This is a genomic window from Kribbella sp. NBC_00359, from assembly GCF_036097425.1.
Lineage (GTDB): Bacteria > Actinomycetota > Actinomycetes > Propionibacteriales > Kribbellaceae > Kribbella.
Genome location: NZ_CP107975.1, coordinates 8219141 through 8235088 on the forward strand (window position 1 = coordinate 8219141; position 15948 = coordinate 8235088).

General features: G+C 69.3%; 13 protein-coding genes and 1 riboswitch. Of the genes, 10 read left to right on the forward strand and 3 right to left on the reverse strand.

Annotation, left to right across the window (positions count from 1 at the left end; genetic code table 11):
• Window positions 1–101 precede the first annotated feature (101 nt).
• Window positions 102–210, forward strand: a riboswitch (guanidine-I (ykkC/yxkD leader).
• A gap of 53 nt (window positions 211–263) precedes the next feature.
• The 6 genes from OG876_RS39850 to OG876_RS39875 are packed head-to-tail and all read left to right on the forward strand — an operon-like array spanning window position 264 to window position 7827.
• Window positions 264–1847, forward strand: coding sequence for an amino acid permease (locus OG876_RS39850; protein WP_328521911.1), 1584 nt, complete (start codon window positions 264–266; stop codon window positions 1845–1847).
• A complete protein-coding gene (locus OG876_RS39855; protein WP_328521912.1) occupies window positions 1844–2446 on the forward strand; it encodes a DUF1989 domain-containing protein in 603 nt (200 codons plus the stop codon). Before OG876_RS39850 ends, OG876_RS39855 begins: the two co-directional genes overlap by 4 nt.
• Window positions 2443–3060 carry an urea amidolyase associated protein UAAP2 gene (locus OG876_RS39860; RefSeq protein WP_328521913.1) on the forward strand — a complete coding sequence of 206 codons (618 nt, stop codon included), beginning with the start codon at window positions 2443–2445 and terminating at the stop codon, window positions 3058–3060. The genes OG876_RS39855 and OG876_RS39860 overlap by 4 nt, the downstream gene beginning before the upstream one ends.
• A gap of 2 nt (window positions 3061–3062) precedes the next feature.
• Window positions 3063–5015, forward strand: coding sequence for a 5-oxoprolinase/urea amidolyase family protein (locus tag OG876_RS39865; RefSeq protein WP_328521914.1), 1953 nt, complete (start codon window positions 3063–3065; stop codon window positions 5013–5015).
• Window positions 5012–6592: an allophanate hydrolase gene (locus OG876_RS39870; protein WP_328521915.1), complete on the forward strand. Its 1581-nt coding sequence runs from the start codon at window positions 5012–5014 to the stop codon at window positions 6590–6592. Before OG876_RS39865 ends, OG876_RS39870 begins: the two co-directional genes overlap by 4 nt.
• Before the next feature lie 11 nt (window positions 6593–6603).
• Window positions 6604–7827, forward strand: coding sequence for a M20 family metallopeptidase (locus OG876_RS39875; protein ID WP_328521916.1), 1224 nt, complete (start codon window positions 6604–6606; stop codon window positions 7825–7827).
• A 6-nt stretch (window positions 7828–7833) separates the two neighbouring features.
• Here OG876_RS39875 and OG876_RS39880 read toward each other — a convergent pair whose 3' ends face one another.
• Together OG876_RS39880 and OG876_RS39885 are read right to left on the reverse strand one after the other, a co-directional pair.
• Entirely contained in the window at window positions 7834–8745 is a 912-nt protein-coding gene (locus tag OG876_RS39880; RefSeq protein WP_328521917.1) for a cation diffusion facilitator family transporter, read from the reverse strand.
• Window positions 8637–9221, reverse strand: coding sequence for a hypothetical protein (locus OG876_RS39885; RefSeq protein ID WP_328521918.1), 585 nt, complete (start codon window positions 9219–9221; stop codon window positions 8637–8639). The genes OG876_RS39880 and OG876_RS39885 overlap by 109 nt, the downstream gene beginning before the upstream one ends.
• A 70-nt stretch (window positions 9222–9291) precedes the next feature.
• Here OG876_RS39885 and OG876_RS39890 point away from each other — a divergent pair, with 70 nt between their 5' ends.
• From OG876_RS39890 to OG876_RS39900, 3 genes are all read left to right on the forward strand, one after another.
• Window positions 9292–9624 carry an ArsR/SmtB family transcription factor gene (locus tag OG876_RS39890; protein ID WP_328521919.1) on the forward strand — a complete coding sequence of 111 codons (333 nt, stop codon included), beginning with the start codon at window positions 9292–9294 and terminating at the stop codon, window positions 9622–9624.
• A 744-nt stretch (window positions 9625–10368) separates the two neighbouring features.
• Window positions 10369–10680: a transposase gene (locus OG876_RS39895; protein WP_328518668.1), complete on the forward strand. Its 312-nt coding sequence runs from the start codon at window positions 10369–10371 to the stop codon at window positions 10678–10680.
• Window positions 10677–11576 carry an IS3 family transposase gene (locus OG876_RS39900; RefSeq protein WP_328518669.1) on the forward strand — a complete coding sequence of 300 codons (900 nt, stop codon included), beginning with the start codon at window positions 10677–10679 and terminating at the stop codon, window positions 11574–11576. The genes OG876_RS39895 and OG876_RS39900 overlap by 4 nt, the downstream gene beginning before the upstream one ends.
• Window positions 11577–11583: 7 nt before the next feature.
• Here OG876_RS39900 and OG876_RS39905 read toward each other — a convergent pair whose 3' ends face one another.
• The gene (locus tag OG876_RS39905) at window positions 11584–14829 is read right to left on the reverse strand and encodes an FAD-binding and (Fe-S)-binding domain-containing protein (RefSeq protein ID WP_328521920.1); all 3246 of its coding nucleotides are present in this window, start codon (window positions 14827–14829) and stop codon (window positions 11584–11586) included.
• A 48-nt stretch (window positions 14830–14877) separates the two neighbouring features.
• On the opposite strand from OG876_RS39905, the gene OG876_RS39910 reads away from it, so the two are divergent.
• Window positions 14878–15522: a GntR family transcriptional regulator gene (locus OG876_RS39910; protein WP_328521921.1), complete on the forward strand. Its 645-nt coding sequence runs from the start codon at window positions 14878–14880 to the stop codon at window positions 15520–15522.
• The last annotated feature ends 426 nt before the right edge of the window (window positions 15523–15948 follow it).

Consider the following 15948-nt stretch of genomic DNA (forward strand, 5'->3'; position numbering starts at 1 on the left):
CACTTCCGTCGCCGGTGAGAGGATTCGTTAACCGTCTCGTTACACCTCAGGACGCCCACCGAAACCGGCACGCCCTGAACTAAAGAAGACCCGCCGCCAGGGCGGGGCGCCCCTAGGGTTCCGCTGCCGATCGCGGCAGGTCTGGTCCGAGAGGGGAGGCGGTGCCGTCACGACGGCGCCGTTCCACGGCGGGACAAAAGCCCGGGAGGCCTTGAAGGCCCCGGGTGCCGTGTGCGTTCCGGGCCGATCCGATGGAGGCCGGAATGTCAGCCACCCCTGAAACACTGACCTCACCCACCGACGACCTCGGCGCGAACGACCTGGGCCGGTTCGGCTACACCCAGCAGCTCTCACGCCGGGTCGGCACCTACGCCTCGTTCGCGGCCGGCTTCTCGTTCGTGTCGATCCTCACCACCGTCTTCCAGCTGTTCGGACTGGGCTTCGGCTTCGGCGGTACGGCGTTCTTCTGGACCTGGCCCGCGGTCCTGGCCGGCCAGCTGATGGTGGCGTTGTGCTTCGCCGAACTCGCCGCCCGCTACCCGTTGTCCGGAGCGATCTATCAATGGGCCAGGCGGCTCGGCGGCGCCGTCGTCGGCTGGTTCGCCGGCTGGACGATGGTGATCGCGCAGATCATCACGCTGGCCACCGCGGCGATCGCGCTGCAGGTCGTGCTGCCCGCGGTCTGGTCCGGCTTCCAGCTCGTCGGGACCGACTCGGCGCTCTCGTCGAAGGACGGCGCGGCGAACGCCGTCGTCCTGGGCTGCCTACTCCTCATCGCCACCACCCTCCTCAACGCGACCAGCGTCCGCATCACCGCGGTGGTCAACTCGGTCGGCGTGACCTGCGAGCTGGTCGGTGTCGTGTTGATCGTCGTTTTGTTGACAACCAGAGCCGAGCGCGGGCCGTCCGTCGTACTGCACACGACGAACCTCGACAGCACCACCGGGTACGTCGTACCGCTGCTCATCTCGGCGCTGATGGCGGCGTACGTGCTGGTCGGGTTCGACAGCGCGGGTGAGTTGTCGGAGGAGACCCACCGGCCGAGGGCGACCACGCCGCGGACGATCATCCGGGCCGTCGTCGCGTCCGGGATCGGCGGCGCGTTCCTCATCGTCGCCGCGCTGATGGCCGCGCCGTCGCTGACCGATGGCGATCTGGCCACGCAGGGTCTGCCGTACGTGCTGACCAGCCGGCTCGGCACCACCCCCGGCAAGCTGCTGCTCCTCGACGTCGCGCTCGCCGTGTGCGTCTGCACGCTCGCGATCCAGACCGCGGCCGCGCGGATGATCTTCTCGATGGCGCGCGACAACGTCCTGCCGGCGTCGCGTCAGTTGCGTCAGGTGTCCCGCCGTACCGGCACGCCGGTCGCGGCGACCATCGTGCCCGGCATCCTCGCCGCCGTCTGCCTGGTGGTGAATGTGGGCAACGCGGGCCTGTTCCTCGGCCTCGCCAGCGTCTGCATCATGCTGCTCTACGTCGCGTATCTGATGGTGACCGCACCTCTGCTGGTACGACGGCTGAGCGGCAGCGGACCCGCCGCCGGGGTCGACGAACAAGGCCGGCCGCTGTTCTCGCTCGGACGGTTCGGTCTGATTGTCAACATCGTCGCGGTTGCCTACGGGCTCGCGATGGCAATCAACCTCGGTTGGCCGCGAGCTGAGGTGTACGACCCGGCCGGCGCGGGTTGGTATCTGCACTATCTGCCGCTGATCACCCTCGCGATCGTGGGCCTCGGCGGAGTGATCGCCTACCGGTACCAGCGCCGCGCATACCACGCCTCGATCGGCCTCGTCCTGCCGTCCGCTGCGGCGCCCGCCGTCGCCGAAGCGGAAGGAGCCGGCGCATGAACCACGACATCCCTGCCGCCGCGGCTTGGTCGGCACCGCTCCGGGCGGGGCGAAGCATGACCCTCACCGCGCTCGCCGACGGCGCGAATGCGTCGGTGCTGATCATCGGGTCCGACCGGCTCGATCGGCTGAACATCCCGGACACACTGAAATCGCAGATGTCCGCACGAATCCGGTCCGGCATGGTCCTGATGTCCGACCGCGGCCTCGCTCTGGCCACCGCTGTCGCCTCCACGCTCGATTGGCACGACTGCCTAACCGGCGGGCGCCCCGATCGCTTGGTGCTGCTCGAACTCGCCAAGCACGGTTTCGGAGCAGCCGATCTGCATGCTTGCATCAACTTCTTCTCGAAGGTCGCGATCTCTGACGACCCGCGCGGATCGCTGGCGTTCGTACCGGCACACGCACGAGCCGGCGACACCGTGACGCTGCGAGCCGAGCAGGACCTGCTGGTCGTCATATCCACCGCGCCGCATCTGCTGTCCGACGGTCCGGCCGCGGGAGTCGCCGTACACATCGAAGCCGCTACGCCAGGTGATCCGGAGCTCCGCGAGGAAGCGAAGCGTGCGCTCGTGCTGACCCAGGAGCTGATCGCATGACCATCACCGAGACGAGTGCCGCTCTGGACACGGTCGTCGAGCCTGGCGATGGCGCACTGCTCACCGTGCCGGCCGGTGGTCGATTGCAGATTGTCGACCTGCATGGCAATCAGGCTGTCGACACCTTGCTGTACGACGCGCACGACATCGACAACCGCTACTCCGCCTTCGACACGATCCGCGAGCAGCGGGCCGTCTACCTCACGACCGGATCACGGCTGCTGTCGACCAGACTCGACGAGCTCGCGGTGATCAGCGACGACACCTGCGGCCGGCACGACACCGTCGGCGGCGCGTGTTCCCAGGAGAGCAACGTCATCCGGTACGGCGTACACATCCGGCACCAGCACGCCTGCCGCCAGACTTTCCTCTGGTACGGCGCGCAGGCCGGCATCGGCCAGCGTCAGCTCACCCACAACATCAACTTCTTCATGAACGTCCCCGTCACCTCCGGCGGAGACCTGAGGTTCGACGACGGTCTCTCCGCCCCGGGCCGGTACGTCGAGCTCACCGCGTCCCGGGACATCCTGGTGCTGATCAGCAATTGTCCGCAGGTCAACAATCCCTGCAACGGCTGGAATCCGACGCCGATCCAGCTCGTGGGCTGGTGGTGACGGTGGCCGTCATCAGCATCGTCAATCCAGGGACCCAGACCACGATCCAGGACCTGACCGGCCGGCCGGGGCTCTGGGACGTCGGCGTACCGCCTTCCGGTGCGGCCGACGAACTGACCTTCGCACTGGTCAACGCCGCGGTGGGCAATCCGGACAGCGCGGCCGGACTGGAGTGTGTCGTCACCGGACCGGCGCTGACCTGCGACGAGGACCGGCTGATCTGCGTCGGTGGCGCGATCCGCAACGCGACCATCGACGGATTCCGCGTCCGCCCTGGCATGGTCGTCCGCCTGCCTGCCGGAGCCGTGCTCGACCTGGGTGCATTGGACGGCCCGGGTCTGCGCGCGTACCTGGCGATCGAAGGCGGCCTGGACGTCCCGCGCGTCCTCGGCAGCCGATCGACCTTCGTGCTCGGCGGTTTCGGCGGTCACGACGGCCGCGCGCTCACGGCAGGCGACCAACTCCCCTTGGGCCGGCGCGAGAACCTGCTCACCCCGCTGTCGGTCGACCTTCCGGAGCTCTCCGGCAGTTGGCGAGTCCGGGTGATCGCCGGCCCGCACGGCGCGCCGGACCATCTCACCGCTGAGGGTGTCGACGAGTTCTTTGCCAACAGTTGGATTGTCGACCATCGCTCCGATCGCACCGGCATCAGGCTGGTCGGACCGGTGCCGGGCTGGGCCAGGACCGACGGCGGTGAGGCCGGTCTGCATCCCTCCAACGTGCACGACTCCGCGTATCCGGTCGGCGGCATCATGCTGTCCGGAGACACCCCGGTCATCGTCGGCAAGGACGGCCCGTCGCTCGGCGGCTTCGTCGTACCGGCCGTGGTGATCGAGGCCGATCGATGGATGCTCGGCCAGCTCCGCGCCGGCGATACCGTCGAACTGGTCCCGGTGACGATGGCAGCGGCGACCGAAGCGATCCGGGTACGGCGTCACTGGTTGAGTGATCTCCGCCAGGACCCGGCCGAGCTCGCCTCCCCGATCAGCACCACGGACCGTCCGAAGGCTCTACACCACGCCGAACGCGTGACCACGGCACCGCCGTACACAATCAGATGCGCCGGCGAACGGCATCTGCTGGTCGAAGCGGGATCGGCCGAGCTCGATCTCACGGTCCGGGTGTGGATCCACCTGCTGGCGCAGTCCTTGCGCGCCGACCAGCCGGACGGTGTGACGGAGATCGTCGAGGGTGTCCGGTCGATGCTGGTGGCGGTCGACTCGTCGCGGCTGGCGCTGACCCAGCTCGCCGAGCGACTGGCGTTCCTCGCCGCCGGGCTCGAGGATCCCGAGACCGTGGTGCTGCCGGCGCGCGAGGTAACCCTGCCGATCGCGTTCGACCACCCGGAGGCCCATGAGGCGATGCGCCGGTACGCGACCTCGGTCCGGCCGGACGCGCCCTGGTGCCCGGACAACGTGGAGTTCATCCGGCGGGTCAACGATCTGCGCGAACGCGACGAGGTCTTCGAGATCGTGCAGGCCGCGACGTACCTGGTGGTCGGACTCGGCGACGTCTACCTCGGCGCGCCGGTCGCCGTACCGATCGATCCGCGGCACCGGCTGGTGACGACGAAGTACAACCCGGCGCGCACCTGGACGCCGCAGAACGCGGTCGGGATCGGCGGGATCTACCTGTGCGTGTACGGGATGGAGGGACCCGGCGGCTACCAGTTGGTCGGCCGGACCGTCCCGGTCTGGCGGCTCTCCCCCGCCGACGAGCAGCCTTGGTTGCTCCGGCAGTTCGACCTGATCCGCTTCACCCCGGTGAGCGCCGAGCAACTCGCCCACGAGCGAGCCGAGATCGCAGCCGGCCGGGCCGACCTCCGGGTCAGCCCGTCGACGTTCTCGATCGCCGACGTACGCCGCATCGAACAGGAGGCACCCGTGGACATCGCAACCCTACGAGCCAAACGCCGAGCCGCCTTCGAAGCCGAGCGGGCGAGGTGGGGAGCATGAAGGAATGGATCACCCGCGTCGAGCCGGTCGAAGCTCGGCCCGGACCGCTGCATGGGCTCACGATGGGGTTGAAGGACAACATCGACCTGGCTGGGGTGCCTACGACCGCTGGGGATCCGCGCAACTCCGAGCCGGCGGCGCAGAACGCCTTTGTCGTCGACCGGTTGGTTGCGGCGGGCGCCGTACCGCTGGGGAAGACGAATCTCGATCAGTACGCGACCGGGCTGGTCGGCACGCGGTCGCCGTACGGCGCTTGTCACTCGGTCTACTCGGCGGAGCATGTGTCGGGTGGATCGAGTTCGGGCAGCGCAGTCGCGGTTGCGAGTGGGCAGGTCGATTTCGCGCTCGGTACGGACACGGCCGGGAGTGGCCGGGTGCCGGCTGCCTTCAATCGGATTGTCGGCATCAAACCGAGTCGCGGGATCGTCTCCGCGCGGGGCGTCGTACCGGCGTGCCGGTCGCTCGACTGCGTGACGGTGATGGCCCGGTCTGTTGCCACTGCGCGCCGCGCCTTCGATGTGATGGTTGCCTTCGACTCGGAGGACGCGTGGTCCCGGCGGTACGAGTCGCTGCCGCACAGCCGGTCGGGACGCGTGCCTGAGTCCCCGGCGGTGATCGGCGTACCGGATGTGGCTCTCGAACTCGACCCGCTGCATGAGGAGGCCTGGCAGGCGACACTCGACCAGGCTTATCGGCTCGGCGACGTGGTGAAGGTGGATGTGCAGCCGCTGCTGGCAGCCGCCGACCTGCTGTACTCGGGTCCTTGGCTGGCCGAGCGGTGGCTGGCCTTCGGGGACAAGCTTGTCGATGATCCGGCGGTGGACCCATCTGTGCGGTCGATTGTCCACAATGGTGCCGCGCTGACCGCGGCCGATGCGTTCGCCGGCTTCGATCGACTGGCGGTCCTGGCGCGGGCGAGCGAGCACTTGTGGACGCAACTTGACGCACTGCTGCTGCCGGTGACGCCGGAGCATCCGACGCTGGCAGAGGTCGCGGCGGATCCGATCGGCGTGAACAGCCGGCTCGGACGGTTCACGAACATGGTCAACCTGCTGGATCTGTGCGCTGTCGCCTTTCCTGGGCCGGACCGGAGCGACGGGCTGCCGTTCGGGATCCAGTTGCTCGCGCCGGCGGGTCACGACCGCGTACTGATCGACCTTGCTGCGACGTGGTGTCGTGAACCCGCGGAGGAGATCTTGCTCGCGGTCGCGGGTGCGCACCTGTCCGGGCAGCCGCTCAACCACGAACTGGTACGACGGGGTGGACGGCTCGCGTTCGATGCGCGGACGGATGCGTCGTACCGGATGTATCTGGTGGACGGACCGCGGCCTGGTCTGACGCGGACGGTGCCGGATCAGGGCGGCGCCGGGATCGAGGTGGAGGTCTGGAGTTTGCCGGCGGGTGAGTTCGGCGGATTCCTGGCGACGGTCGAGCCGCCGCTGGCGATCGGTCCGGTGGAGTTGTCGGACGGGCAGCGGGTGCTCGGGTTCGTGTGTACGGCTGATGGGGCGGATCCGGCGTGCGATATCACGTCGTACGGCGGCTGGCGGGCGTACCTGGCTGGGAGGTCGGCCTAGGCTAGGGCGGCATGAGCGTGACGTCCGCCGAGCAGGCTGTGCTGGATCGTATCGACGAGGATCTGCTGGTGCGGGTCACCACGGAACTGCTGCGGGCGCGTGGGCAGAACCCGCCCGGCGAGGAGGCGGCGACTGCCGCGGTCCTGGCCGCGGCGGCCCGGGAGCTCGGGCTCCTGGTGGTCACCACGCCCGTCGAGCCCGGCCGCGACAACCTCACCATCACACTCGCCGGAGACAACCGTGCCGAGAACAACGGTGCCGGCAGCAACGGTGCTTCGGGCAACGGTCCGGGGGTGTTGCTGCTTGGGCACACGGACGTTGTGCCTGTTGGTGACGGGTGGACGACCGACCCGTTCGGTGGGGAGGTTCGCGACGGGCGGATCTACGGCCGCGGCGCCTCCGACATGAAGGGCGGCCTCGCGGCGGCAATGGTTGCTCTCGCCGCGCTGCGCGGCACCCGCCTGAGCGGACCGGTCGAGCTCGCGGCGGTCATGGACGAGGAGGAGACCGGCAAAGGCATCCGCGCGTACGTCGCCGACACCCAACGATCCTTCGTCGGGTGCATCACCGCCGAACCGACCGACCTGCAGACAATCATCGCCGCCCGGGGCGACTCGTACCTACGCGTCGCCGTCCACGGCCGCGCCTGTCACGCCGGCAACCCGGCAGATGGCGCGAACGCGATCTACGGCGCGGCCGCAGTCGTCGCCGAGATCGAACGCCTGCACGCGATGCTTGCCGCCGACCCCCATCCCCTGCTCGGCCCCGCAACCTGGAGCGTCGGTCAGATCAACGGCGGCACCGGCGGATCGATCGTCCCGGCCGAGTGCGTGATCGTCGCCGATCGCCGACTGCTCCCCGGCGAGTCGCCGGCCGCCGTACTCGACGATCTCCGTCACCGCGTCGCGGCGCTCCGGCTGGAGGACCGCGGGCTGACGGTCGACCTCGACATGCCGATGGAGATGCCCGCCTTCGAGACCGCGGCCGACACCGACCTCGTCCGGATCACCGAGTCCGCCCGGGTCGACGCCGGTGGTCCCGAGCTTCCGTTGGGCGGCTGGACGGCGGCTTGCGACGGCGGGTACGTCGCCCGCGATCTCGGCGTACCCGTCGTCGTCCTTGGCCCCGGCTCGGTCACCACGCAGGCTCACCGCGCAGACGAATCCGTGGCGATCCACGAGCTCATGACGGCTGCCCGCGCGTACGCCCTCACCGCCATGCGCCTCCTGAGCTGAGCTCGATCAGCTCCCGGCAGGGCTCACGTGCACTGTGGCGCTGTGGAGTTTGGGCAGGGAGTCGGACAGGCGGTGGTGGGCGTCGTGCGCAATCGCATGTGCATCGGCGAGTGTCAGGGACGGATCGACGACAACGCTCGTCTCGGCCCGGATCCGATGTCCCGTCCAGCGGAGGCGAAGGTCTTCGATCCCGGTCACGCCGGGCGTGCCACGCAGGGTGGTCTCGGCGGTGACGAGCAACTCCGGATCGATCGCGTCCATCAGCCGGCGGTAGACGTCGGTCCACGCGCTCTTCAGTACGACGAGGATCGCGACCGTGATACCGAGGCCGACGAGTGGGTCGGCCAGCGGGAAGCCGGCCAGTACGCCGATCGCGCCGAGCACGACCGCGAGTGAGGTGAACCCGTCGGCCCGGGCATGGAGTCCGTCCGCGACCAGCGCCGCCGAGCCGATCCGGCGGCCGACCCGGATCCGGTACGCCGCGACGAGTTCGTTGCCGGCGAATCCGACCAGACCGGCGATGATCAGCGCCGCCAGGTGCTCGGGTGGCCGCGGGTCGACGAGCCGGCGGATCGACTCGTACCCAGCGACCACTGCCGACAACGCGATCATCCCCACGATGAAGATCCCGGCAAGGTCCTCGGCCCGCCCGTACCCATACGTGTAGCGCCGGGTCGCCGGCCGGCGCGCCAGTACGAACGCCGCCCAGAGCGGAACCGCGGTCAACGCGTCCGAGAAGTTGTGCACAGTATCGGCAAGCAGCGCCACCGAGCCAGTGAGCAGGACGAGACCAGCCTGGGCGATCGCGGTCAGCCCCAGTCCAGCCAGGCTGATCTTGACCGCACGGATGCCCTCCGCACTCCCTTCGAGCGCTGCGTCAACCGACTCCGCCGCATCATGCCGATGCGGCCTAACCACCCGCACCACCCACCCAACCACCCCGCGCCGCCCACCACCGACCCCATGCCCATGCCCATGTCCGCCACCAACCCCGTGACCACGCCCGCGACCAGCCTCGTGACCGTGCCCACCACCCGACTCAAGCCCATGCCGGCCTCCGGCCCCGTGACCGGCCCCGTGACCGTGCCCGCCACCAGCTCCGTGACCACGGCCCTGCTCGTGAGCGTGATCGTGACTGGCCTCATACCCATCCCCGCGACCATGCCCGTGACCGGCCTCAAGCCCATCCCCGCCACCGGCCTCATACCCATGCCCGTGACCAGCCTCATACCCATCCCCGCGACCACGATCGTGACCGGCCTCAAGCCCATCCCCGCCACCGGCCTCAAGCCCATCCCCGCGACGACGCCCGCGACCACCCCCGTGACCATGATCGTGGCCGTGATCGTGATCATGCGATCGACCGTGATCCGCTGGAGCTCCGCGTCCTGCATCCATGAGATCATGTTATCTGCGCATCCATGCATATACGCAAGTAGGCAGGTCCCGGGTAGAGTGCCGGGCATGCACTCGTCGATCGACGACTTCGAGATGCCGAACGAGGAGCAGGTGCATCTCGCCGCCGAATCCTTCCGCCTGCTCGCCGACCCAACGAGGATCCGCGTGCTATGGGCACTCCTCCAAGGCGAATCCTCAGTCGCCTGCCTGGCCGAGCTCACCGGCGCCGCACCGGCCGCAGTCAGTCAGCACCTGGCGAAACTCCGCCTGGCCGGCCTCGTCCGCGGCCGCCGCGAAGGGACGTTCGTCTACTACTCAGCCGCCGACCACCACGTCCGCAAACTCCTCGACCAGGCCCTCTTCCACGCCGACCACCTCGACCGCGACCTCCCCAACTAGCCACCGGCCGCCAAGCTACGTAGCCACCGGGCAGCCGCACCACTAGTCCACCGCGCCACCCACGCCACTGCGCTGTCCACCACCGGCACCACCAGCACCACCAGCACCACCGCACCACCGGCCCACCGCCACCGCACGACCGGCCCACCGCAACACCGCGGCACCGGCCCCACCGCACGACTTGGCCACCGGCCGACCGCGCGACCCACCACCCGCACGACCGACCCCGCCGCGCCACCGCACCCACCGACCCGCCGCGCCACCGCACCCACCGACCCCGCCGCGCCACCAGCCCACCGCGGCACCGCCTCACCGGCCCACCGGCCCCACCGCATCACCGTGCGACCGGCCCACCGGCCGACCCACCACCCGCACGACCGACCCGACCGCGCCACCGCACCCACAGGCCCGCCTCGCCGCCACACCCACCGGCCCCGCCTCGCCACCGCGCCACAGCACCACCCCGAACCACCGGCCAACCGCACCACTGGGCCATCGGGCCATCGGGCCACCGGGCCACCGGGCCATCGGGCCACCGGGCCACCGGGCCATCGGGCCACCGGGCCACCGGGCCATCGGGCCACCGGGCCACCGGGCCACCGGGCCACCGGGCCACCGGGCCACCGGGCCACAACTACACCTGCGGACCCCGGTCCTCGCCTTGCGGGCGGAGTGCGGTTTGGGCCTGACCCGTTTTGACGGACATCCGAGATCAGGAGCTGGTGCTCCGGAAGGATGTTCATCATGGAGTCTATGGGCAAGAAGAAGCCGCGGCCTCGGCGTTCGTTCACGGCCGAGTTCAAGGCCGAGATCGTGGAGTTGTGTCAGCGCGGTGACCGGTCGGTGGGTCAGGTCGCGAAGGACTTCGACCTGACCGAGACCGCGGTGCGGGAGTGGCTGCGGCAGGCCGAACGCGATGCCGGCACCGGTGATGGCGGGTTGACCACGAGCGAGAAGGACGAGCTGGCGGCGTTGCGGCGGGAGAACCGCCGGCTCCGGGAGGATGTCGAGATCCTCAAGCGGGCGACGGCTTTCTTCGTGAAGGAGACCCGGTGAACTGTTACCCGTTCATCGAGGCGGAGAAGCGAGGCGACCACAGCGTGAAGCGGGCGTGTGAGTTGCTGCAGGTCTCTCGTTCCGCCTACTACGCCGACCGCACCGGCGGCCCCTCGGTGCGCGCGCAGCGCGACGCCGTCCTGACCGCAAAGATCGTCGAGATCCACGACGAGTCCCGCCTGACCTACGGCTCGCCGCGGGTCCACCGCGAACTCCGAGCTCAAGGTGAGAGATGTTCCCGCAAGCGGGTGGTGCGGCTGATGCGAGCCGCCGACCTCCATCGCCGGATCCCGAGACGCTCGAAGAAGACGACGATCCCTGACCCGGGCGCCACCACCAGACCGGACCTGATCGGCCGCGACTTCGGCATCGACCCCGACCACCCCGGCCAGCTGGACCGCCGCTGGTGTGGCGACATCACCTACATCCAGACCTGGGAAGGTTGGCTCTACCTGGCCACCGTGATCGACCTCGCCTCGCGGCGGGTGGTCGGCTGGGCGACAGCCGATCATCTGCGCACCGGCCTGGTCGCCGAGGCGCTCACCGACGCGGTGAATCGGCGCCGGCCGGCGCCCGATGTGCTGTTCCACTCCGATCGCGGCTGCCAATACACCTCGGCCCAGTTCGCCAACCTGGCCAGGGATCTCGGTGTCAGACTGTCAGTCGGCCGCAAGGGCCAATGCTGGGACAACGCGGTCGCCGAATCCTTCTTCGCCACCCTGAAAACCGAACTCATCCACCGCCGCACCTGGCCCACCCGCAAGGCCGCCAGCAGCGCGATCTTCGACTACATCGAGGGCTGGTACAACACCCGCCGACGCCACTCGACCCTCGGCTACCTCAGCCCCGCCACCTTCGAATCAACCCAACCCACCACCCTCGAACAGGTAGCCTGAACCGACCTCACACCAACCGTGTCCGTCGAACCGGGTCAACCCCAGTTGCGAGGAGTTCGGCTAGGTGGTGGGCTCGGCGTGAGGTCCCGTGGGCGATCTGGGTGCGGCAGCTGAAGCCGTCGGCCAGTACGGCGGTTGCTTCGGGCAACGCTCGTACGGCGGGGAGCAGGACGCGCTCACCGATCGCCTTCGAGACGTCGTAGTGGTCGCGCTCGAACCCGAAGTTGCCGGCCAGGCCGCAGCACCCGGAGTCGGGCACGGTGGCGTCGATGCCGGCCGCCGCCATCAGCCGGCGATCGGCGTCGAACCCGAGTACGGCGTGCTGATGGCAATGCGTCTGCACCAGCGCCTCTCCCCCGACCTGCGGTGGTTCCCAACCCGACTCGACCAGGAACTCAGCGAAGGTCCGCGTTGCGTGCGCCGCCTGGTCGACGAGTGGATTGTCGACAATCAGATCAGGTGCGTCGTGCCGGAGGGCCGCAGTACAACTCGGTTCGAGACCCACGATCGGCGTACCCGCGGCGAGATTCGGCGCGAGGATCCGCAGCGAACGTTTGAGGACGCGCCGAGCCTTCTTCAACTGCCCGGTCGAGATCCAGGTCAGACCGCAGCACACGGGCTTGTCCGGCAGTACCACCTCGAACCCGGCCGCCTCCAGCACCTCGACCGCCGCCCGCCCGATCTCAGGCGCCAGGTGATCGGTGAACGTATCCGGCCACAACACCACCTTGCTGCCACCGGTCGACGAACCCCCACGAGCAGCAAACCAAGAGGTAAAGGTCTGCCCGGCGAAGGGCGGGACTTCGCGCTCGGCCGCGATCCCACCAAGCCGCTTGGTCAGCCGCGCCCTCGCAAAACGATTCGCCAGCCCCGGCACCGGCGACGCGAGCCGCGCCCACAACGGCAGCCACCCCATCGACCAATGCGACAACGGACGCGCCCACGGACGCCGCGCGTAGTGATGGTGGGTGAACTCGGCCTTGTACGTCGCCATGTCCACATTGACCGGGCAATCGGACAGACATCCCTTGCAGGACAGGCAAAGGTCCAACCCATCGCGTACTTCGGTCGACCGCCAGCCGTCCGCGATCACGTCGCCCTGCAGCATCTCCCAGAGCAGGTGCGCGCGGCCGCGGGTCGAATGCAGTTCGTCGTGCGTCACCTGATAACTCGGGCACATTACGCCGCCCGAACTCTGCCGGCACTTGCCGATCCCCACACATCGGCGCTGCGCCTGCGCGAAGTCGTCCCTATCGTCCGGATACGTGAAGATTGTCGGCAATCGACGATCCTTCGCCGGCCCGTCGTGACGGATCGCCAGGTCGAGCGGCGGCGGGTCGACGATCATGCCGGGGTTCATCACCCGCGCCGGATCCCAGATCTCCTTCAGTTCCGCGAACAGCCGCACCCCGTCGGCGCCGTACATCCGGCTGAGCAACTCCGACCGCGCCCGCCCGTCCCCGTGTTCACCGGAGACCGAACCGCCCAACCCGACCACGAGCTCCGTCGCCTGCTCGACGAACTCCCGGTACGTCGCGATGCCGCGCGTACTGAGCAGGTCGAAGTCGATCCGCATGTGCATGCAGCCCTCACCGAAATGCCCGTACGACGCACCGGACAGGCCGTGCCGGCCAAGCAATTCGTCAAGCCCACGGAGGTAAGCACCCAACCGCGCAGGCGGTACGGCGGCGTCCTCCCAACCACCCCACGCCTCAGCCCCATCCGCCCGCCGAGTAGCCAACCCAGCCGCATCCGTCCGACACCGCCACAAAACAGCCTGAGCCCCCGGATCCGTCACCAGACTGGCAGTCGCAGCCGCCCCACCCCCCACCGAGCCCAACCCCGCGGTCACCCCGAACGAAGCGGCGCCCGATGAACCGCCCGCGAGCGCGCCAGCGGCGGCTGACCCGGACTCGCCTGAGCTGGCCGCGGCTGAGCCGGCAGCCCGTGATCCCGAGCCCAGTGCTCCCCCGGTCGAGGCCGCGGCCGATGAGCCGGCAGCAGGTGAACCCGAGCCCGCGACTGCCCCGGACGAGGCCGTCGATGAGCCGGCAGCAGGTGAACCCGAGCCTGCGCCGGACGGGGTCGCGGCGGATGAGCCGGCGGCGGATGAGGCCGGGCCGGTGGTTGTCGTGGGTGGGGCGGAGTCGCGGAGGTCGTCGAGCATGGCCTGGGCGGCGCGGGCGGCCAGCACCTCGTCGTCTCCGCCCATCTCGACGAGCAACCACGCCCTCCCCGCCGGCAACCCGGCGCGCACCGCGGCATCGCGGACCTCCGACGGCAGGCGCTCGACGAGGTCGCTGTTGATGGACTCCATCGTCAGCGGGTGATGCCGCAACACGATCGGCACACAGTCCGCCGAACTGATCGAGTCCCCGAACCCGAGCACACACAAAACCTTTGCCCTCGGCAACTCACTCAACCGCACCGTAGCCCGCAGCGTCGCCGCCAGCCCGCCTTCGCTCCCGGAGAGCAGTGCCGCGACGTTGTACCCGTACTCCGGCAACAACCGATGCAGCGCATACCCAGAGATCTGCCGGCTGAACTGCCCGAACCTCCGCCGGATCAGCAACTCGTTCCGATCCACGAGCGCCTGCAGCGCCCGGTGCACCTCCCCCTCACGCCCGGGCCTCGCCGCACACTCGGCGCGGTCTCCGGTGGACCCGACCGTCATCCTGGTGCCGTCGGCAAGCACCACATCTAGCGATTGCAGATTGTCGGCAGTCGTCCCCCACGCCACGGAATGCGCCCCGCACGCATTGTTGGCAATCATCCCGCCGAGCGTCGCCCGGCTCCCCGACGACGGATCCGCCCCGAACGCCAAGCCGTACGGCTTCGCCGCCGCCAGCAGGTCCGTCAAGACAACCCCCGGCTCGACGACCGCCGTCCGCGCGCCCGGGTCGATGTCCAGAATCCGATTCACATGCCGCGACGCATCGATCACCACGCCACCGATCGCGTTGCCGGCCATCGACGTACCCCCGCCGCGCAGCACCACCGGCGCCCCGGCCGCCGCGGTCAGCGTGACCGCGATCGCCAGCTCCTCGGCATCGGCTGGTACCACGACCAAGTCCGGTACGGCGCGATAGTTCGAACCGTCCGTCGCGTAGAGCGCCCGGGTCCGTCGGTCGTCCGCCACGGACCCCTTGAGTTCCCGGCGAAGACCGGCCGCCAGCCGCGCGACGTCGTACCCGAGACCGGAGCCTGCCCGCGGATCGACCCGTCCAGCGGCGAGGTTGTCTGGGGATAGCATTGTCGACAATCTACCTATTTGCGCGTTTTCATCAAGGGGGACGTACGCGTGACCAGTTACATCGAGCCGCTGACGCAGGAGTCGACGCCGAGCATCATCGCCGACAAACTGCGCAAGGCGATCGGAGCCGGCGAGCTCAAGCCCGGCGCCCAGCTCGGCGAGGCGGACCTGGCCCGCAAGCTCGGCGTCAGCCGCGGGCCGCTCCGGGAAGGAATGCAGCGGCTCACCCAGGAAGGCCTGCTGGTCCCGATCCGGAACCGCGGCCTGTTCGTCATCGACATGACAGTGGACGAGATCCGCGACATGTACCTGGCCCGCGAGGCGATCGAACGCACTGCCGCCCGCCGCGTCGTCGCCGGCGACCACGAAGCTGCTGGCGAGGAACTCCTGGCCCTCGTCCGCAAGATGAGCGAAGCCGAAGGCGACCCAGCGGCCGTCGGCGAGATCGACATCGCCTTCCACGAACTCCTGGTCCACCTGGCCGCGAGCCCCCGCCTGACCCGAATCCACAAAACCCTCATCACCGAAACCCGCATGTGCATCCACGCCCTCGAGATCACGTACTCGGGCGCCGAGGCCCGCGTCGACGAACACCGACACATCGCCGAGGCCATCCGCGCCGGCGACCACCTCCAAGCCGACGACCTCCTGGCCGCCCACATGGAAGACGCCATCACCCGCCTCACCCACTAATCAGCTGGGTCGTACGAGGCTGTCAGCTCGGCTACGAGCGGGCATGCAAGCCGGTCCCGGTCTCTGACGACCTGCCCTCCGCGATCGATCTGCCACCTGGGCGCCGAGTGCATGCCGCCGAACACTGCGTTGCTCCCGGCTCTAGGGAGCTGACATCCCACGACGGGTGCTGAGACAGGAAATAGCAGGTCATCGGTCCCGAGGACCTGTCCTAGGTCCCCAAGCCTGCCCCGCTTCCGGAGGTCAGCGATCACCGGCCAGCGGCAGCGGTCGGCGTCGTTGGGCGGCCGCAGCGGGCGACCGCAGTGGTCGGCGGTGAGCGGTCGGCGTTCAGCAACAGCGGCAGCGGTCGGCGTCGTTGGGCGGTCGCAGCGGGCGACCGCAGTGGTCGGCGGTGAGCGGTCGGCGTTCAGCAACAGCGGCACC